Annotated in this window: 14 protein-coding genes; 7 read left to right on the forward strand and 7 right to left on the reverse strand. The window is 43.6% G+C overall.

What is annotated here, in order from left to right; genetic code table 11:
- The first annotated feature begins 148 nt into the window (after window positions 1-148).
- The 6 genes from L3C95_RS09610 to L3C95_RS09635 all read left to right on the forward strand — a co-directional run bounded on the left by L3C95_RS09610 (window position 149) and on the right by L3C95_RS09635 (window position 8457).
- Window positions 149-1195, forward strand: coding sequence for a sensor histidine kinase (locus L3C95_RS09610; RefSeq protein ID WP_236387151.1), 1047 nt, complete (start codon window positions 149-151; stop codon window positions 1193-1195).
- Entirely contained in the window at window positions 1192-1977 is a 786-nt protein-coding gene (locus tag L3C95_RS09615) for a LytR/AlgR family response regulator transcription factor (RefSeq protein WP_236387152.1), read from the forward strand. Before L3C95_RS09610 ends, L3C95_RS09615 begins: the two co-directional genes overlap by 4 nt.
- A 106-nt stretch (window positions 1978-2083) precedes the next feature.
- The gene (locus L3C95_RS09620; RefSeq protein WP_236387154.1) at window positions 2084-3445 is read left to right on the forward strand and encodes a TolC family protein; all 1362 of its coding nucleotides are present in this window, start codon (window positions 2084-2086) and stop codon (window positions 3443-3445) included.
- 2 nt (window positions 3446-3447) lie between these two features.
- Window positions 3448-4497 (forward strand): efflux RND transporter periplasmic adaptor subunit, encoded by a 1050-nt coding sequence (locus L3C95_RS09625; RefSeq protein WP_236387157.1) that lies wholly within the window; start codon window positions 3448-3450, stop codon window positions 4495-4497.
- 2 nt (window positions 4498-4499) lie between these two features.
- On the forward strand, window positions 4500-7517 hold the full coding sequence (locus tag L3C95_RS09630) for an efflux RND transporter permease subunit (RefSeq protein WP_236387158.1): 3018 nt from the start codon (window positions 4500-4502) through the stop codon (window positions 7515-7517).
- A 28-nt stretch (window positions 7518-7545) separates the two neighbouring features.
- Window positions 7546-8457, forward strand: coding sequence for a DUF6268 family outer membrane beta-barrel protein (locus L3C95_RS09635; RefSeq protein ID WP_236387160.1), 912 nt, complete (start codon window positions 7546-7548; stop codon window positions 8455-8457).
- A gap of 101 nt (window positions 8458-8558) precedes the next feature.
- On the opposite strand, the gene L3C95_RS09640 is transcribed toward L3C95_RS09635, so the two are convergent.
- From L3C95_RS09640 to L3C95_RS09665, 6 genes are all read right to left on the reverse strand, one after another.
- Window positions 8559-9170, reverse strand: coding sequence for a hypothetical protein (locus L3C95_RS09640; protein ID WP_236387161.1), 612 nt, complete (start codon window positions 9168-9170; stop codon window positions 8559-8561).
- A 300-nt stretch (window positions 9171-9470) separates the two neighbouring features.
- Window positions 9471-10439, reverse strand: coding sequence for a DUF5007 domain-containing protein (locus tag L3C95_RS09645; protein WP_236387162.1), 969 nt, complete (start codon window positions 10437-10439; stop codon window positions 9471-9473).
- A gap of 22 nt (window positions 10440-10461) precedes the next feature.
- A complete protein-coding gene (locus L3C95_RS09650) occupies window positions 10462-11151 on the reverse strand; it encodes a hypothetical protein (RefSeq protein WP_236387163.1) in 690 nt (229 codons plus the stop codon).
- 18 nt (window positions 11152-11169) lie between these two features.
- On the reverse strand, window positions 11170-12642 hold the full coding sequence (locus L3C95_RS09655) for a RagB/SusD family nutrient uptake outer membrane protein (RefSeq protein ID WP_236387164.1): 1473 nt from the start codon (window positions 12640-12642) through the stop codon (window positions 11170-11172).
- An 18-nt stretch (window positions 12643-12660) separates the two neighbouring features.
- Window positions 12661-15918, reverse strand: coding sequence for a SusC/RagA family TonB-linked outer membrane protein (locus tag L3C95_RS09660; RefSeq protein ID WP_236387165.1), 3258 nt, complete (start codon window positions 15916-15918; stop codon window positions 12661-12663).
- A 388-nt stretch (window positions 15919-16306) separates the two neighbouring features.
- Window positions 16307-18748 carry a hypothetical protein gene (locus L3C95_RS09665; RefSeq protein ID WP_236387166.1) on the reverse strand — a complete coding sequence of 814 codons (2442 nt, stop codon included), beginning with the start codon at window positions 18746-18748 and terminating at the stop codon, window positions 16307-16309.
- A gap of 333 nt (window positions 18749-19081) precedes the next feature.
- Between L3C95_RS09665 and L3C95_RS09670 the strand changes: the two genes are divergently transcribed.
- Window positions 19082-19516: a DUF6438 domain-containing protein gene (locus L3C95_RS09670; protein WP_236387167.1), complete on the forward strand. Its 435-nt coding sequence runs from the start codon at window positions 19082-19084 to the stop codon at window positions 19514-19516.
- Window positions 19517-19719: 203 nt separating this feature from the next.
- Here L3C95_RS09670 and L3C95_RS09675 read toward each other — a convergent pair whose 3' ends face one another.
- A complete protein-coding gene (locus L3C95_RS09675; protein ID WP_236387168.1) occupies window positions 19720-20589 on the reverse strand; it encodes a hypothetical protein in 870 nt (289 codons plus the stop codon).
- Window positions 20590-20655: the final 66 nt, after the last annotated feature.

Genomic DNA, 20655 nt, shown 5'->3' on the forward strand with positions numbered 1-20655 from the left:
GTACCTTTAGAGAACTTTCAATTGGAGGGATAGTGCCTGCAACGACGGACGCGTTGATCAGGTCCGAAAATGTCAATGTCAGGCGGGAATCGGGACACTTTAACTTATTTTTATAAAATAACATCCCTATTTTTTGCAACTTTAGGGCATGTTTCGAAAGATGAGCAAGATCCGTCCGCGGATCGCGATACTTAATGCGATCTTCATTGCGTTAATTACAAGTGGCGCCAGACATTATGGTGATTATGGCGAACGTGATAATTTGCTAACCACCTCTGAAATTGCGGCACTCTTCCTGGCCGGTTTTGTGATCTCACTAACCAGTTGGATCATCATTTTCACTTCCTTTGATTTCAGAACATCTTATAAACGCTGGCGCATTATACAGGCGGCCTTACGTTTCCTGTTGATCACGATTGTGACGGCTTTCATCTATATCCTGATCTTAAACTATTACAGGCCGGTAATGGTGGAATATAAGAGCAAATTTGAAGAGTGGAGCGTGCTTTGTCAGTGGGGATATTACAGGTGTCTTTTAATTAATTTCTTCATTCTTATTATCAAGTTTTCTACGGACAATAACATTGCGAAGAGAGAGGCATTGCTGAGGAATGAGATGTTACAGAAAGAAAATATTGTAGCTAAATATGAGGCCCTGAAACAGCAGGTGAATCCGCATTTCCTGTTTAATTCACTGAATTCATTGAAATCACTTATCATGGTGCATCCGGAAAGGTCTGTTGATTTTGTGATCCGGCTTTCTGATGTATACAGGTATTTGTTAAAGCATGGTGTTAATGGTACTGTTACGTTGAGCGAAGAACTGGAATTTCTGCAATCCTATATTTTTCTTTTGGAGCGGCGATATGAAACAAATTTGTCAATAGAGATAGATCTGCCTGAGCGGTATCTCAGCTCTATCATACCGCCGGTAAGTTTACAAATCCTTATTGAAAATGCAGTCAAGCATAACGTGGTTTCAGCAGCAAAACCGCTCAGCGTCAGGATCAGTATCCAGGATGATTTTATACATGTCGAGAACGATCTGCAACCACGTTATTCTATTGAAAAGTCTGAGAAGATAGGATTGGCGACACTGGATCACAGGTACCGTTTGCTGTCTGAGAAGGGCGTCAGAATTGAAACGAAGGAAAAGAAGTTCAGTGTTTTGCTCCCCTTAATTTATGAAGTATGAGAATTCTGATTATAGAAGACGAAGTGAACGCAGCTGTGGACCTGCAGAATATGATTATGAAACAGGATCCTGCGTTTCAGATCGTTGCCGTTAAAGATAGTATAGACAGTAGTCTGGAGTGGCTGGAACAGCATGATGAGCCTGATCTGATCTTTAGTGACATTCAGCTGGCCGACGGATTAAGCTTTGAAGTTTTTCAGCGACATCCTATTACATGCCCAATTATTTTTACGACGGCATATGACGGGTATGCGATTCAGGCTTTTGAACTGAATGGCATTGCATATTTGCTAAAGCCTACAGATGAGAAAAAGCTTGTCATGAGTTTACAGAAGATAGAAACCTTCCGGACCAACCTGGCGAGAACGAAGACAACATCGTCTGGTGCTGCGCTGAATCTTGACGGATTACTCAAGTCTATTCAGACCAGTTATAAACCCTATCGTACAAGTCTGCTGATCTCTCACAAGACTAAGATCTTTCCCTTGCCTGTCTCTGATGTATCGTGCTTCATTATCAAACACGGAGTGACGTTTGTGTATACATCCGAAGGAAAGAGCTATGTCGTACCACAAACATTGGAAGATCTTGAACAATGTCTTGATCCCGCTGATTTTTACCGTGCCAACAGGCAGTACCTGGTTGCGTTTAGGGCTATAAAAGAAATAGAGCAGTATCTGGGCAGACGTGTATTGATACATATCGACGTTAAGGTAGAAGAAAAGATCATTGTCAGTAAACCCAGAAGTTCGGATTTTCTCTCATGGATGGAAAATCGCTGAGGTAATATTTTGACCCGCTAAGGCGCCAATTCGCCCACATCGGTCAGGTTCTGCTTTTCCCACGGTCATTCATAGGGTATGTTTGTTTTACGAAACACAACAACCTATGATGAACAGGGCGCATTCAGCCGGAATTGTCTTCTTTCTTATCATCACTATCGCTACCGCCCCGGCGGGGGCACAGGGTGTTCTTGATAGCTACTGTGAAACGGGGCTACGGAATAATCTTACGATACACCGGTTAAACAACGACTACCAAAACGCTTTATGGGCTTTCACAGAAAGTAAGCGGACAGCCGGACCTACGGTAGATTTTTCCGCAGGTTATACGAAGAATATCAGGGAGCCTATCGACCTGGCCGGAGGCCATACCGGCGAGATCGCAGAATTTCTCTCTCAACTGCAGACGAGCAGTATTAAGAACGGTAAGTTTTATTTCCCGAATCAGAATCAATATTCATCAGCCATCCAGCTGACACAGAACATTTATAACAGGCAAAATCAGTACAACAGGCAGGTTAAAGAAGAAAATAGTAAGGCTGTTGCCAGTCAGCTGGATGACTTTAAAACAGAACTGGATGCACAGATAAGGGATGCTTACTTTCAATACCTGCAGGCCAACGAGCTGAAACAGGCTATGGCCAGAAGCGTGAAGATTGCGCAGGATAATGTGGAGGGTATTCAGGTGCAGATCGGGCAACAGAAACAGACGAAGGACATCCTATACAGGGCGAAAGCTGATCTGAGTAACAAGGAAGCGCAATACAGGGATTGGGAGAATGCCTGTATGAAGGCGCAGTTTAATTTCAATTTTATACTGAACCGCTCTTTTGATGAGCGTATTCTTATTGATTCTGCTTACCTGTTTCAATCGCAACATACCTATCTTATTAGCAGTGCACGTGATACATCACCTACAGGATATCATGCCAGTTATCTTAAACACAATGCAGACGCTGCCCGTTTACAGGAAAGAGCTATCCGCTCCCAGACAACAATCCCTCTTGTACAGCTGAACGCGACCGGCGGCATCAGCGGGTCCAATATCAACTTTAATAATAAAAGGCTACCATACAGCAATTTTGAGCTCTCCCTGAAGTGGAACCTCTTCAACAATGGTGTAAATAGAAGCAGGGCAAGGCAGGCTTATTTCCAACGGCAAAGTTTGGAGGCGCAATATAATAATAGCCTCATGCAGATTGCGTTGAATGAACGCTCAGCATATAGTGATATTGTTACTCACCTCGCCAATTATCAGTCATCGCTGGCAGCGTATCAGAATGCAGACGTCTATTTCAGTGCCGTCAGGTCAAAGTTCGATCTGCAGATGGCAACTATCCTGGAACTGCTGGATGCTGAAGAACAGCTTCGGCAGGCCGATGCCAACCTGATAAAATGGTATTACAATCTTCAATTCAAACTGGTGGGTTACCAGAAAACCACAGGCAAAAAACTCAAGCTGGAATAATTATGCAGAAACATCACATGACCGGCATGCTTATAGCATTGGCGCTATTTGCATGCCGGCAGAAACCCGGCCAGGGGGTGGAGACACTCATCCCCCATGTCACAGTTGTGCATCCGGAGATCGCGCCTTTAGCAGATACGATCATTGCCACCGGCCTTATTACTACTATTGATCAGTCAGATCTTTCCTTTAAAACCGGGGGCACTGTTGAGCAAGTGTACATAAAAGAAGGCGATTTTGTCAGAAAAGGTCAGCTGCTGGCACGTCTGAACACTGCTGAGTATAAATCGCAGATTGACCAGCTGGATTATAAGATCAGCCAGTATATGCGTGATATTAAACGCCTGCAGGTGCTGGTGAAAGACACCATTGCCACGATGGAGCAGTTGCAGAATACGGAAACCGCATTGGCTGCCAGCAGAGCGCAAAAGGACGCATTGGCATACAATCTTGACCAGACTTCTATTTATGCGCCTGCGGATGGCGTCATCCTGAAAAAACAGATCAATAAAGGTGAATATAAGCCATCCGGAGCACTGGCCTTTACACTGGGGAGTAATGGCAATGACGGTAACAGGCATTGGATGTTTAAGGTCAGTTTAAGCGATAAGGACAGGTTAAGATTAAAGTTGAATGAGCGCACCATCCTCACACTGGATGCATTGCCTGAACATCCCCTGGAAGGTGTGGTGTACAGGATGTCCACCATTCCTGATGCAGTAACGCTTACATACGAGTGCTATATCCGTTTTGAGCCAAAACAGGTGCCGATCGTCTACGGACTTACCGGCAAACTGCTCTTGCCGGCAATGAATGAACAGTCATACACATTACTGCCACTGGAGGCTGTGACACAGGTAAATGAGGGCACAGGCATCATTTATACGGTATCGGCTCAGTCACTTGCCCGGCGGTCCGAAGTGAAACTATTAAGCATAAAGCAGAATAAAGCAGTGCTGTATACAGTGCTCAGTCCGGCGGAACGTGTGATCATTGCAGGTAATGACGGGTTGGAGGACGGGCAGAAGGTTCAAATTGAAAATGCCAGGTAATAATGAATATACCACGATTTTTTATTCGCAATAAACAGTTTTCCATCTGTGTTTTCCTGATGATCGCCTACTGGGGTTATCAGTCATTCCGCAAGATGCCCAAGAGTGAAGACCCGCTATTCCCGCTTCCCCAGTATACCGTGAATATTGTTTATCCGGGTGCTACTCCCACAGATCTTGAGCAGCTGGTGGTGAACCCATTGGAGTTGCAGCTGGGTACACTTGATCTGATAGAATATATGCAGACGAAGATAAGTGACGGTTCTGCAAGTATCAAGATCAAATTTCTTCAGAAGGCGGATGAGGAGAAGAAATTTGATGAGGTGCAGCGGGAGATCAATAAAGTAAAACCAGATCTGCCTGCAGGTGTGAAGAGTATTGATGTAAAACAGTCATCAACCAGTAATGTAAGCATTCTGCAATATGCATTGGTCAGTGAGGATAAACCTTACAGTGAATTACAGCTGATGGCAGAAAATGCACAACGTGCCATTCAGAAGGTGAAGGGGATAGGGGAAGTCCTGTTACATGCTATTCCCGCCCAGCAGATCAATGTTGAGATGGATCTGCCACGGATGGCGGCTAACGGCATTACGCTGACAGATATCAACAATGCTATTAAAAGCGAAGCTGTCAATCTTCCTGCAGGGTACCTTGATGTTTCAGTGAACAGGTATAATATCAAGATAGGAGGGGACTACAGAAGTGAAGATCAGGTCAGGAACACCATCATTAAAACTTCCGGCGATCACATTGTTTACCTGAAAGACGTTGCAGGTGTGACAAGAGGATATGAGCCTGATAACTATTTTGCCAGGTATAATGGCAAGCGTGCTGTATTTATATCAGTTACCCAGCAGGAAGATGCCAATATCTTTGACATTACGGCACAGGTAGAACAGGAGCTGAAGTCTTTCTATCATGCAGGAAATGGTATTAAACTGGAGAAGGTCTTTGATCAAAGCCTTAGCGTGTCTCACCGCCTGAATAATCTCTACCGCGATTTCTGTATCGCTATCGTTCTGGTTCTCTTTACCTTGCTTCCGCTGGGTTTAAGAGCGTCTTATGTTGTCATGTTCAGCATACCGGTATCGATCTTCATAGGCATTGGTCTGTTAGACCTCTCCGGTTATTCGCTGAATCAGTTTTCCATTGTGGGCCTGGTAATCGCGTTGGGTTTGCTGGTGGATGATTCCATTATCGTCGTAGAGAATATTGTTGCAAAACTGCGTAAAGGAGAGGGCAGGGAGGAAGCTGCTATCAATGGTACCAATCAACTGATCAGGGCAATCATTACGGTAACGGTTTGTATCCTGCTGTCTTTTCTGCCACTGGTAACGCTGCAGGGGGCCACCGGCGACTTTATACGCAGTTTACCACTGGCGGTGATCTATACCATGGCGGGTTCGCTGCTGGTATCTGTAACAATGACGCCATTGCTGTCAAAGTTCCTCCTGAAAGACCAGATAGGCGACAACGTTTTCTACAGGGCTATTATGAAGTTCAATGAAGGCCCTTTTATGCGGATGTTGACGTTCTGTATGAAATGGCCGAAGATGACGCTTACTGTGGCATTAGGGCTGGTATTGGCGGGTTTCATGCTGATGAAGGCAATAGGCTTTAGTTTCTTTCCAAGCTCTGAAAAACCGCAGTTCCTCGTTGATGTGACCTTGCCTGCTGCTGCGAATATTGAAGCTGTGGATAAGGTTGTTCATTGGGTAGAGCAGCGTTTACATGAAAAGCCTTATATCCGGGCATATGCCGCTAATATCGGCAAGGGTAATCCGCAGGTATATTATAATGTCGGTCAATCGGGACAAAAGGCCAATACAGCGCAGCTGTTGTGTTTTACTGAACACTATGATAAAGATCATTTCCCTGGCTTTCTGGACAGTCTGCGGAATGAGTTTGCAAAGTATCCCGGGGCTATTATACAGGTGCGTGAGTTCATGCAAGGCCCCCCGGTGGGTACGCCGATAGAGATCCGCATCTTCGGAGACAATCTTCAGACCTTATACACGCTGGCAGGACAGGTGGAAGGGGCGTTGAAGAGCACACCCGGTGCCAGGGATATTGACAACCCGCTGAGACAACAGAAGGTAGAGGTAAAGATCCTGATCAATCATGAGAAGGCATTGTCTCTCGGTGTGTCCATTGCAGAAATTTCGAAATCAGTTCGTACGACTTTCGCAGGGGTATCCGCAACGGAAATTACGGATGATGCCGGTAATAACCTTGATGTAAACCTGACCCTGGATCAGTATGCGAAGGGAAGTTTTGATGTATTCAAGCAGATCTATGTCAGTGCGGCAACGGGTAAGTTAGTGCCATTGTCGCAGGTGGCGGAAATCAAACTGCAAAGTGCTCCTTCTATATTGCAGCACTTTAATAAAAGAAGAAGCATTACGGTGACTGCCTATGTCAAGACTGGTTACCTCACCGGCAAAGTGACGAATGAGGTATTGAGTAAGATCAACAAGATCAGGTTTCCCGAAAACTATTTCTACGAAGCGGGAGGAGAGGCTGAGAAACGTAAAGAGTCTTTCGGCGGACTGTCAACTGCTTTGGCAGTATCCGTATTTGGCATTCTTGCAGTGCTTATTCTGGCTTTCCGTGGATTAAGAGGAACAGTGATCGTAGCCTCCGCCATTCCCCTGGGAATACTTGGCGCTGTAGTGGCCTTGTATGCAGGAGGCTACACCTTTTCCTTCACGGCGTTTGTCGGTATCATTACGCTGATCGGGCTTGAGGTGAAGAATACGATTATCATTGTGGACTTCACGGAGCAGATGCGTGTGGCCGGACACTCAAAGGATGAGGCCATACAGCTGGCGACAGAAGAGCGGTTTACGCCTATCTTCTTAACTACACTCACGGCAGTTTTTGCGCTCATTCCGCTGGTGATCGAAAGGTCCGATTTCTTCTCGCCCCTGGCACTGGTGCTTATCGGAGGGCTGCTCAGCTCCCTGTTATTAACCAGGTTCGTTGCACCAGTGCTTTATAAGATGATCATGAAATAAATAATCCTCAATTTAAACACATCACGAAATGTTAAATCGTCAGCTAATCATTGCAATAATCTGTTTGTCGCCGGTAATTGGTATCGCACAGCAACGCAAAGAACTAGCCCAGATCGGCTACATCTACATACCTGTCAAGTTAGGTGATACTTCTGCCAGCGCCAAAGTGCTGGACATTGAACTTACCATGCCTGTTTTTAGGAAGCCTAAAGAATCGCTTATGTTGAAGATGGAGTTTGGAAAGATGACTTTCCATAATTTCCGGGACGTAGTGGAGGAAACGCTTTACAGTGTCGCTTTACAGGGAGCCTACAGCCGAAAATTCAGTGATACAACGAAAACATTCACACTCCTGGGACAGATCGGGATTTTCTCAGATTGGGAGGATATCACGGGAGAAGACATCCGTGGAACTATTGGTTTCCAATATAAATATGCCCGCTCACCCAGACTGAAATATGGTTTGGGGCTGGCTTATTCCAATCAGTTCTTTGGGCATCAGATCTCGCCTTATGTTACTTTTGATTATCGTCCGAACGCGCGTTGGGATATCTATGGGCAGTTTCCCACTAATGTCCGTGCTGCTTATCTGATCACTGAGCGGGATAATGTGGCATTGGGGATAAGGGGTTTTACACGTAGTTATCGTCTTTCAAATAGACAGAGTTCCAGTCATTATGAGAATAGCGGGTTTATACAGACAACACAGTGGAGTGCGAAACTTTATTATGAACATACCTTTGGCAAGCATCTGACACTGACGGGGAGTGCGGGTTACGCAATCATTAACAAGTTCAGGCAGTTTGATTACATTCCAGGTTCTATGCTGAATTCATGGACGATCATCACTTTCCCCGTCGGGAAGAAAAGGCCGGATCCTAATCAGGAGGTGAGTAAGGCAGGGATGGTGTATCAGTTAAGTTTATCTTACACATTGTAATAGCTTGCGTATTTGATAAGTAATGTCAAGGCCATCGGCGGTTGCTGATGGCCTTGCTGATATCTTGCTCATAGTATACCTGAGATCTCAACTTCCTTTTATTAAAGTCTTTTTGCCCCCGGCGGTATCACACCATTTTTAAAAGCTTTCTGCTGCTCTGTATTACCCAAGTCCATACTAAAGTTCTCCCATTTCCCATCAGCGTTTAACACCGCGCAGTTCCAGTCACCATCTGCGTCATCGGGGAACTGCCACAAAATATGGTAACCCTCTTCATTGGAAAACCCTTCTTCATCAGCTTGTAAAATGCCCTTCACCTTTTCCCATATGAAGGATTGTGTGGTGGTGATAATGGAGTAATTATCCTCTTCCAGTCCGATAGGCAACAGTCTGAAGGCATAAATAACCTGTACACGGTCAAAAAAGTCATTCAACCATTTGGCTGCAGCGGTCGGTTGAAAATCAAGGATGCTTGCCCTGAATTCATCCAGCTCTTCCTTGCCCATTCCTCCGTTTATAACCGCATCTCTCTCGATGACAGCTAATAGTTTGTTATGGTCATTCTTTAATTCAATACGCGTCCATTTTTCGGGTGTCTCATTTTTGAGCGCGCCCAACCTGGCACTGAGGCCTTCATCGTTCAGTGATTCTAAAATTTCATCTAAGTGAATATCCGGATTTTCTGTCCCGAGGACGCGTATGTAATAACTCATGGCGCTAAAGTAGAATGAAAGTTGTTTTCCGCCAAATAATAGTGTGTAGGAGAGGGGAGAGGTTCTATTTTGTAGAAGAAAATGTCGAAGCAAAATTGCTTTTCCTTAAAGCGATAAAATTGGTTAGAAGAATGGCGATGCGTAGACAGTTCCGTGTTATAGAAATAGTAGTTTGAAGCTAGTTTTCGTCGGATTGTTTGAGACAGATCTGCCGGCAGAAGAGTAGGCTGCTGATCCATCAGGTAATAAAAAGGGCTGTATCCCAACTAACGATACAGCCCTTCTGACCTGATATGATTGTTAATGATCTCTGGTCACGTGCTTCACTTTCACAGTCACCTCATAAGTACCTTCCTGGTAAATATTAAACTGGAACCTTGGGTTCGCACTATACACCTGCTTGTTGTCCGGTGCATAACCAGGATCGGCTATCACATACTGACTTGGAATACGGTAGTAGATCAGGTAACCGTAGGTGCTTTGCTTCAAAGGAAACGGAGTTGTTTCGAAATTACAGGTCATCGTAGAGTCTGTGTACACGAGTGGATGGAACTGTGCATAGGTTCCGAAATCACTGCGGTCGCCTCTTCTGATGATCTCTCCTGCTGCAGGATTAAATGCATTGCCATATTGGTCTGTAATCTTCAGGACAATATTAGTTCCTTCATCGGAAGTCTTTACGATTGTTACATCCGGTGCTCCGATGTCATAACTGGTAGTAGTACCATCCAGGAACAGGGCACCTCCACCGGCGCCGATTACATAAGGAGCATCATCTACCAATGTAAAAGAGGCGATGTTTTTGAAAATCTTGGTGCCATTTTCGTTGCTGGCCTGAATATCAAAATCATACTTACCCAAAGGTACTTTGGTAGTAGTATTATAGAAAGTAAACGCACCTGTATGGACATTGAAATCGAAAGGAGGTTTATTCACTAACTGTCTTTTCTTATTCAGCAGTTCTACTGTGGTGTCGGTGTCCGGATTAAACTCACCGATCCATTCATAGCGGCTATAAGAGGCATAGAATGAATCCGCATGATGTCCGGTACTGTCCCTGATATCGAGCAATTTGTAGACAACCGGCGCACTCGAACCATCATTGCTCACTGCAACGGTTTGCTCAATCTGTCCGCGCTTTATCTCCATCGGATTATCGACATACCGTATCTGGTTACTCAGGTAACCATTTTCTACCTTTTTACAGGCAGGCGAAAGCGCAATGGCTGCAAGCAATGTATAGGCGGTAGCTTTGAATATATAAGTCATGATAATAGAAATGAAGTAATAGTTAATTGTTTAAATCGGCGAAGTAGGTGAATGTGTGATTGTTATTCAACACATGCAATACGCCCGTTGTGGTAAGAATGCCTGTCGTCTGACAAAGTGTTTGTAATTCCTGTCCGTCCTTCAGGCCTGGCAGGCCCGTAGAGTCGGTCGGTACAGGATAACCATTTTCAGTGGCGATCAGTTTGGTCAGGTAAATATATTTCGGCTTGGTGGTGAAGACCGTGCCATCTGTATAATCAGTGGTAGGGATCAGTTGCACCAGACGTAGCTCCCCGTCATTTGCTTTGAAGAAGCGGCCGATTTCTGTGGTATTATCTCTTGTGATCCGGTCTTTAAAAAGATATGCTCTCAGGGAATCTTTCATTACCGCATAGTCAATAGAATCGAAGGTGTACTTGAGGTTTTCATCGTTCAGTTTTACCCTCAGGTCTTCCTGTTTTTTTGTTACATAATTATTAATGGAATAATCAGTGATAGCAAAAAATGTTCCTGATGTATTTACCTCCTCTTTCAGCCCCGTTCTGTCAATTAACAGTAATAGTGTATCAAATAAGGGATTTGTTTTTAAATAATCGTAGGTCGTCATATTCACATGCGGATCTGTAATACTCCCACCGATCGTGTAGTCTTTCTTACAGGAGAAGAAAACTATCGTCATTAATATGAGCGTTCCGGAAAATATCTTTTTCATACAGCTGGTTTAAATTGATTAGAGTTTACCCTGCCAGTAAGGCGTCTGAATAAGTGTGTAGTCGTCTTTGAACATCGCCGGGTCGATTGGCCATAACCATCCGCCTTTGTTGTACTGGTCCTGGCTGAATGACTCATTATAAAGCGTCACTTTATTATTTCTCACGAGGTCAAAATAAGAATGTCCTTCAAAGAATAGCTCCCTCAGGCGTTCTTCCAGTATTTCGGTAGCCAGGGCTTCACCAGTGCCATTGAAATCCGGAACGCCGGCTCTGTTCCTTACCTGATTTAATAAGATGACTGCTTCCGGGTCACGGCCTAACTTATTCAGTGCTTCTGCTCTTAGCAGTATGATATCGGCGAGTCGGAAGATATTCAGGTTATTATTTAATCTTGGATCTGCTTTTGTAGAGCCATCTGCATAGCTGATATTGGCATATTTAATGACCTGTCCGTTTGACGACTGCGGCTGGAAGAAAAATTTTCTGTAGCGGATATCTGCAGCACTATCTGTTTTGTAAAGATTGTTGACATAGATGGTGCTTACCGGCCACTCCAGCTTTGATTTGCCATAAATGAAAGGCTGCATCAGTGTAAAAGCAGACCCATCACCGCCGCCATTGATAGCGATGCCTTCGTTCTGTCCGCCGTTGATATTGATCTCGAAGATGCCTTCCGCTGATTTACCGATGAATACGGATTCATAGTTTGCAGAGTCTACCAGCTGGTAGCCACCCTGGGCGATCACTGTATTCGCAGCTGCTTCACAGCCTGCATAATCGCCTTTCCATGCCCTGATATGTGCTTCCAGCGCATAGGCACTTCCCTTATTGGCTCTTACTGCGCGTTGGCCTTCATCAGTATAGCCAAAGTCCATGTTTTTTTCTGCAACACCTACATCGGCCAGGCATTGTGCCAGTACGGAATCAGCACTGCTTCTTGGAATATTTAAAGCGGCATTGGCATCATAGTCGGGTGTAAGTTTCAAAGGCACGCTACCCCATACTCTGCTCATGAAGAAATAGGTAAAGGCACGCAGGAAGTAAGCTTCGCCGATGATGTGGGACTTAGTGGCAGGATCAACAAATTTTGTTGAGTCGATACCCGGCACTTTGGCAATGATCAGGTTTACCTGCTGAAGCAGTCTGTAATACTTCTGCCAGTTCCAGTAGCTGCCACCATTAACGTTCAAACCCGTAAAGAGACCTAATGCAACGTTGCTGTTGCCGGAGTCGTAGTTGCCATTGATCAGAAATTCGCTGGCAGGAACGTCGCCATACACATGCCATGTATTATCTGCGATAAGAATATTCCTCAACAATGCGTAAGCTCCGGCGATGGCAGTATTCGCATCCGATTCATTCGTGAAGTATGCTTCGGTGAAAGTAGAATTATGAGGCTCCAGGTCCAGTATTTTACTGCATGATGATACTATCATGATGGAAGCCAGTAATAAGACAGTATAAGTTTTATATAAGAGTCGTTTGTTCATGATCCTGTGTTTAAAAGATTATAGGCTGACATCCAATCCAAACGTGAATTTCTTAGGAAGCGGATAACCACTGCCACTGTATACACCAAAAGCATCCACTTCTTCTGCATCAGGCACGTTCTTCGATTTCTGGAAGATCTTCAGGTTATCTACGAGACCATAGATGCGCACACGCTTCAGATGAATTCTTTCCAGTAATGCAGGATTTAAACTATAACCCAGCGATATTTTCTTAATACGCAGGTAAGCGCCACTTTCTACCCACTGAGAACTCACCAGTGCATATTTATAACGGGTGCCCGTTACGGAGCTCAAAGACGGGTACTGTGCGTTATCACCCGGATTATACCAGTAATTGATACCACTCAGATCAGGTAGAGAGTGTGTGCTGATAGAGTGCAGGGGATTCGGATCACCATCATCTGTAGGCACCAGCTGAGACAATCTGCCCGCCAGGTAGTCATTGTAGATCTGACGGCCGGCAGTGAATGTACAGAAGATGTCCAGCGTAAATCTTTTATAATTGAATGTGTTACTGAAACCGCCTGTTAGTTTAGGATTCGGATTGCCGGTAGGAACATAGTCGGTCGCATCCAGTACACCATCGCCGTTCGAATCCTGCCAGATCGGGTCACCACCTCTGAAAGGATAACCATAGAAGTTAAGTACGGATCCTGTTACACGATTGACAGGTACATCCGCATCGGTTTTATAGATGCCGGTTGCTTTGAAGGTATTGTACGTGTTAATAGGCTGCCCTTGTCTCAATAAGTATTTATCAAGATAGATGTCACGACCACCATTTGGTAATGATGTAATGATGTTGTCGTTATGCGCAATGTTTAACAGGAACTGCCATTGGAATGGTTTGCTCGGTTTGAAGATGTTGGCAATGAACTGCATTTCCACCCCTGTATTCCTGACACCTATAGCATTGGCCGTGTTCGTGGAATAACCGGTGGTAATAGGAACCGCCAGTGTAAAGATGCCTCCATGTGTGGATTTCACATATGCATCTGCTACCACGCTAAAACGTCCGTTCAATAAAGTGATATCCAGACCCAGGTTGGACTGGCTTGTTTTTTCCCAGCTGAGGTTTGGATTGGAAAGACCTTTATCAAAGTTAAGAGAGATGGCAGGAACTCCGTTATAAGTGAGTGATTGGTTGCTTCCTGTAGAAGGGTTGGTACTACCAGGGAAAGCACCCGCACCAATGTTGTAGGTGTTATATGACAGGTAGTTGTCGCCACCATCCGGCTGACGGCCCGTTTCACCATAACTTGCGCGCAGCTTCAATAATGTAAGCCAGCTGCTTTCGCTTTTCAGCCATGGCTCATCACTGACTACCCAACCTGCAGACACCGATGGGAAATAGCCCCAGCGATTGTTTCTACCAAAACGGGAAGAGGCATCCGCGTTCATTACGGCAGACAATAAATAACGTCCTTTAAAGCCGTAGTTCACACGCACGAAGCCGGTCTGAATACCACTCTGCAGCAGGTCAGTGCTGGTTTCAGCCAGATTCTTGTCCAGTACCGTAACCGTCCGGATCTGGTCATTGGGAATACCCACCGCCTTTGATATCGTAGCCCGGTATTCCATGTATTCAGTGTTCTGACCCAGCAACAGATTCAGGGTATGGTCCTTACCGAATCCGGTCGTGTATTGCAGGGCATTACTCATCAGATAGTTGTTCCTGTTTTCCGCGAAGCTGGATGCGGCTCCTGTTCCATCTCTTCTCACTGCACCCGGGGTGTACGAATCAGAACGTGCCGAATGTGCGGAGTAAGATATTACCGTGTTAAAGCTGAATTTTTTAGAGATCTTCCAGTCAATGACAGGGCTGATCGATAGATTATCATCTGAGTTGCGGTCTGTCTGATTGGTGGTATTACCGAAAATGAAAGCCGCATTTGCCGGTGATAAGTATAACGTTGATGATGGTAATGGACTGGACGCATAATAACCGCCATTGAAAGGACCATAACCGCCTGACAGGTCATTAATTGATCTTGGTCTGTCTGATCTGGAGTAACGGATAATGGTGCTGATATTCAGTTTAGGAGATAAATTCAAGCCTGTAGTGCTGCTGAAGCTATATCTCTTGAAACCGGATTTTTTAATGATACCTTCTTCATCATAGTAGTTAAGGGAATACCTGTAGTTGATCAGGTTAGTTCCCCCGCTTACAGAAAGATCATAGTTACCGATCTGTCCTGTTTGATAGAGCTGACCCTGATAATCATTTGCGTTGTTAAACGCAGGGTTCAGGCTATCGGTGAGGATCTGTGGAATGTTCTGCAGGTTTAAGTATTGTCCGTAATGCTGGATCAGGGACATCTTGCCTCTGCGCTCTTCGGCACCGATCACTACTTTGTCGAGGGTAGGCATATCGGTGATACCATGATAGGTAGAGAAATCAATTCTGGGTTTACCGGTGATACCACGCTTGGTAGTGATGATGATCACACCGCCGGCACCTCTTGATCCATAGATAGCAGCAGCAGAAGCATCTTTCAGGATATCAATACTCTGGATATCATTTACCGCAATACCCGCCAATGCGTCTGTATTTGTACCACTACCATAATTGATAGCAGCGATATCTTCAGTGCTCTGCGGTACACCATCAATTACATACAAGGGACCACTCAGTGCACGGGCGAGGCTTGCTTTACCCTGGGCGGTGGTGAAGTCGCTGTTGATATTTCTGCTCACAGCTGTATTACCACGCATCACTATGTTACTTCTCACGCCGGGTTCACCAGAAAAATTCTGCACATCGAGGCCCGGAGCGCGACCTTGTAAAAGTGCGCCCAGTGAGGGTGTGGGGACATCCAATAAATTTTTTGGATTGACGGAAGTAACAGAAGCTGTTACACTTTTACGGGACGCTTCCTGGTAACCAATGACCACTACATCTTTAAGGTCTGTTTTATCACGCCGCAACACTATAGCCACATTGGTCTCCGGGCCTTTCACTTTATAAGTAAAAGGCAGATACCCTACAATTGAAAAGGTCAACGTACTACCTACGTCGGCTTTGATGGTAAAACCTCCATCTACATTTGAAACCGTACCCGCTTTGGATGTTGAGATACTGATGGATACGCCGGGAATGAATGTGCCGTCTCCTCCATCCTTAATTGCCCCGGAAACAGTGACACGCGCATCTGTCGTGCTTTGCGCGCTGGCAAATATGGACATAAGGATAAAGACGAGCGTTAATGACACGACACTACAGCCATAGCTGTATTTTGTAAAATTAACAGTCATGAAGTAAATTTTAGTGCTTATGGATTATTACGAAGTTGGTTGGGTTTGCCCTGCTGGCATTGGTTTAATACGGGGCTTGATTCATACTTTTCCCTGTATTGTGTTGTTACAAATTTTTAATTGATTTTAATAATAATTGGCATTAACGATTGTTCAAAGATGTACATAGAGATACATAACTGTAAGATGTGCTCTTCAGTTTAAAATTGATTTTTCATTTTCCTGTTTACGTGACGATCTGTTTTTAGCAGATTTCCTTTTGGCTGATTATACTATTAAATTGATAACAAGATAATGCGTAATGAGATAACAAGTAGCTAGTAAATATTAAATGGATTGTAAACAATTTTAAATGGAAATTAAATGGTTGTTATTATTACCAGGGCATTCATTTGCCACCTAAAACTGCTTTAAGCATCTCGTGAACGTTACCGGAGATCCATGCTGCTAATCCTGTAGTTATTGCGGCAAAGAGAAAACTACCCAGGGCGAAAGTGCTTTTCCATCCCATTACTTCCACCACCTGTTTCCAGATATTGGTCCTCCCATAGATTTTACGAATTGTCGTTACGTCAAAGGCCAGAAAACCGGTTAAGAGAAGAAGTATAATATGTTTAAAGAAAATGCTTGTTAACGGCGTCCATCCGGGAGACTCATTTGAGAAATAAATATATGGCAGAAATGCCGAGCCTATAGCAGCTCCCAGCCGGGCCCCTTTTTCCCACCCAGTACATCCTTTTATGAAAGGGAAGAAGTATCCAAGAATGAAGCCAGCGATGCTGTTTTTCATCACTGGGGATAGATGGTATAGCATCAGTGAGGTAATCTCACTTTTCAGCAAATTCGGTAAGATCTGTATTTCATGATAGTCTTCAAAAAGGTACAATTTGAAGTAAACAAAGTAAGCCAGTGCGGTTACTATCGCACCATATTTCATGCCGTGCCAGCCATTGAGTAAGGATTGTTGAAAGGGACCGAATTCCATTCGCCTTTGAATGGTTTCGCCATGGCGGCTGCCTGCCATTTCGTCGAGATCCGCAATAGCATGCTTATAATCTGCCGGCAATAGCTCGCCGCTTAGTAATTTATTCCGATATTTATTCTTTAACGTTGCTAATTGCCTCAGCTCAGGAATACGCTTGAAGGAAAGTTTGCTGGTCGCTTCCAGTGAATAGAGATTTTTAGCGGTTTGAACTAATGCGAGTTTATCCCGTTTGTCAAAAACAAATATCCATCGGCTTAGCCAGAGAGAGAATAATAATGTTACCGGTAAAAGAAAATATGTGTCTGTTAGGCCCACCATGTAGCCACAATAAAAAAGGGTTGAAAGTGATGTAATTGCAACTGTCCTCTTATACTCATCAGCACTGTAACTGCTTATTACAATGAGGTATGCTGCGAAGAGGAACGGTATGCAAGCAAATTGGTCTGCCAGGGGCTCAAAGCACGTAGTTAGATGCAGTGCTCCATTGTTTGCCTCACCTATATCTTTGGTGGTGAAAGTAAAAGTAATTCCCGATTTGTTATCTTGTCTTTCCCCTTCTCCATGAATATAATAATGCTCAAATGGAGCAAATAATATTATGAGAGAAATAACCAGCACCTGGAGCTTGCGATTAAATGCAAATAGCCTGAAGAAGACAAATATTATAAAAAGATAAACCATGCAAACAGTCCAGACCGCGTAATGGGCGTGCACTTCTAATATGTGATAGCCTAGGGAATTACTAATTAAGCTTGTTTTGCCTCCTAACCAGTTTGCAAATTGATTCACTACTCCCAATACTACGAATGCAAGCGTGCTCGTAGCCAGTGTTTTGCAGACAGTCTTGAGAAGTTGTATACCGGCAGTGGGAGAGTCCCTTTTCAATAAACGCTGGAATATAAGGAGCAATATGGCAATTAATATAAGAATAACCCGCCATAAGGTGGTCGCGTCCGGCATGTCTTGCAGGTCTTTCATGTTATCTATAGCAATGGACCTTCGCAACACCCATATTAAAGCTGTTTCGTCTAAAATGATTACAAGATAAATGCCGACCAGCCATGGAAGCCATTTGATAACGTTACCGATCATTTTCTGATCTTCTTTGCTGAAATAAACTTTATTTCTAAAGAATATATACCATAAGAACCAAAAAGGAACGGTAATGAGAATATAACGGAGTGTCTTTTCCCAGAAAAACGTCAATTTCTGATTCTCTCGGATCAGTAAAAGCCGGGAAAAGCCGAAAGCTCCTTTGGCACTACTTTCTAAAACTACCTGATATTCCGAATGCCGCGCAAGAAAGTTGGTATCAGTCGCCGTCCAGTTAGCCATCTGGCGTGTGAACGATACAGGTGATGGGCAAACTTCTGTAATCGACTCGCTGCCCGTACAGGTGAATGTTGCGGAATCGGGGGAAAAATTGATGATTAGGATATTGATGTGTTGCGTTTCATTGATAACGCAATAGACATCTTCTAAAGCAATTTGGACTTTTACCTGATGATTATGTATCTCATACAAGATATCCGTTGAACCCAGGCTAAGCGTAATTTCATCCTCACCGACCTTCACCTTTCCAACCATGTTTTGAAACCATAGGCAATGTTCTTTTAATTGGATCAACTTTTTTACTACCGTGCTTGTGTCCGGAAAGTAAGTGACAATTTGCATGCTCAGACGTTCTCCATTATAGCTCATATTCATGTGCCCTCGTAGATTTCGGAAATCGTTTTCATCGATAGCGATTGATGAATCGTCATTTTTTTGTTGCGCTGGAGAAAGTAATGGACAGAGTAAAAGTGTGTAAAGGATAAGGCAAATTATTTTCATGGCAATGTTCATGTATTCTATCTTTTGGGGTCTTAACTATTATTGGTTGCTAATTAAATTATATAATGACTGACTGATATAAAAATGGCGTAAATACTGGGATAATACGTGGCATAAATCCACACAAGTATTTAATGACAGTCATATATTTTTTCTGTGGATATTCTTATCATGGCCCGCTGTTGTTGGTCAGGAGTACGGCAACGGCATTTGAACACCAGCATTGGGAGAATGGTCCGATCATGCTCCTTCCCAGATTATGGCAGCAGCCCGCTTGGCATTGAGACAGTGCCTTCATCACGTATTTATGGAATTTTATACAATTTGCGTCTTTTATAAAAAACTATGAAGACTGCTTACTTCCTGGCATTGATTTTACTATTGACAAATTGTGCGGAAAAAAAAACAGTTATCTCAAGAATAGACTTTGAGGCTGATGGCTGTTTTGGAACTTGTCCGGTTTTTACTATGTCGATTTTAGAAGATGGAACGGCTTATTATGATGCGCAAATGTACAATGATCAAGAGGGAAAGTTTAAAACAATATTAGAAAAGGCCCAGTTGGACAGCTTGAAACAACTCATTGAGCTGGGCAATATTCCAGCACTAAGAGACAATTACTCAATACCTGTTACAGATCATCCGACCTACACGCTAAGAGTGCAATATAACAATGGCCTGCAGAAAGAAATTAGAGATTATGGGCCTGGTGGACCGGACAAACTTATAGAAATATATCACTTAATCTTCTCATTGAGAAAAACGCAGAACTGGAAATGATCCTCCATAGTATCCCACCAGGCAGGTGCATGTTGTTGACAGTCAGTGGAATATAATTTGCAGCAATATACAGTTATGAGGCAGTAATTGGGGAAGGTCTTTTTAGGATGCGAAGGTATGCGGAATAATATGTCCTTGAGCCATAATCCCTATATCTAGCTGTGATCTCATACTGCGGTATTTGCAGGCGCCTTACTTACTGATCATTCACCAACACCAAGCGAATCTTTATAGAATTCTCCGTTAAAGTTCGTTTGAGGTTTTCCGTCCAACTCAAAATAAATCCGAAGTTCATCATCGACATATTCGCTCGATACTTTAGTAGCAAAGTAAATGAACTGGTTTTTCTCTTTATTCAAATAGAACAGCGGAGTTAACTTTAACAATGATTCAAATTCTTTTCCAATTTTATCTACATTATCTTCACTAAAATTCTTGCTTGTAATTATAATACAAGCTTGGTATGGTAATTTAAGAAATCGCTTATACGCATGCTTCGCAGCCAAATGTAACTTTGAACTATCTATAGTATTAAAAATGGTATAACTGAGGTTTAGGGCGGCATTCTTTTTATAATCCGGGCTACAGGTGAAATTCACACCGACCGCAGGCGTTGACGAAAATGGATTGTTAAGGTAGTTAAATCTTTTTACATATAGGCAGGAATCTGGAGACTTACTTTTGTCATATGCCAGTTCAATTGGGCCTTCCAATGTGTTAATATATACTATTATTTTCCAGTTTTTGCCTCTTGAATATAGAGGATAGAAAATATTTTGCTTTATATCATCCGGGTCGTTTTCCTCATCTGATGATAAGAGGTATGAGACTTCCTGTAACTCAAATGCATCAATTTCATTTAAAATCTCTGAATTCTCATTGCTCTCCAGCAACGAAGTTCTTGTCAAATGTTGCTCAATACTTGCTAATTTAAGAATATTTACCATGACCCTATTTAGACTATCTATCTCCGCCGTTTTCTTCTTTGATTTTGCCTGGTCCTCTTCTGCCTTCTTGAAACTTGCATATCCGAGAAAAATCTGAACACCTATTGTTACAATTGCGGTGATCAATATAAGGCTATATGACCTGCTCTTGTATGTAAGTATGCTGAGTACGATACCTAGTATGCCGATGGC

The organism is Chitinophaga filiformis, assembly GCF_021646545.1.
GTDB lineage: Bacteria > Bacteroidota > Bacteroidia > Chitinophagales > Chitinophagaceae > Chitinophaga > Chitinophaga filiformis_A.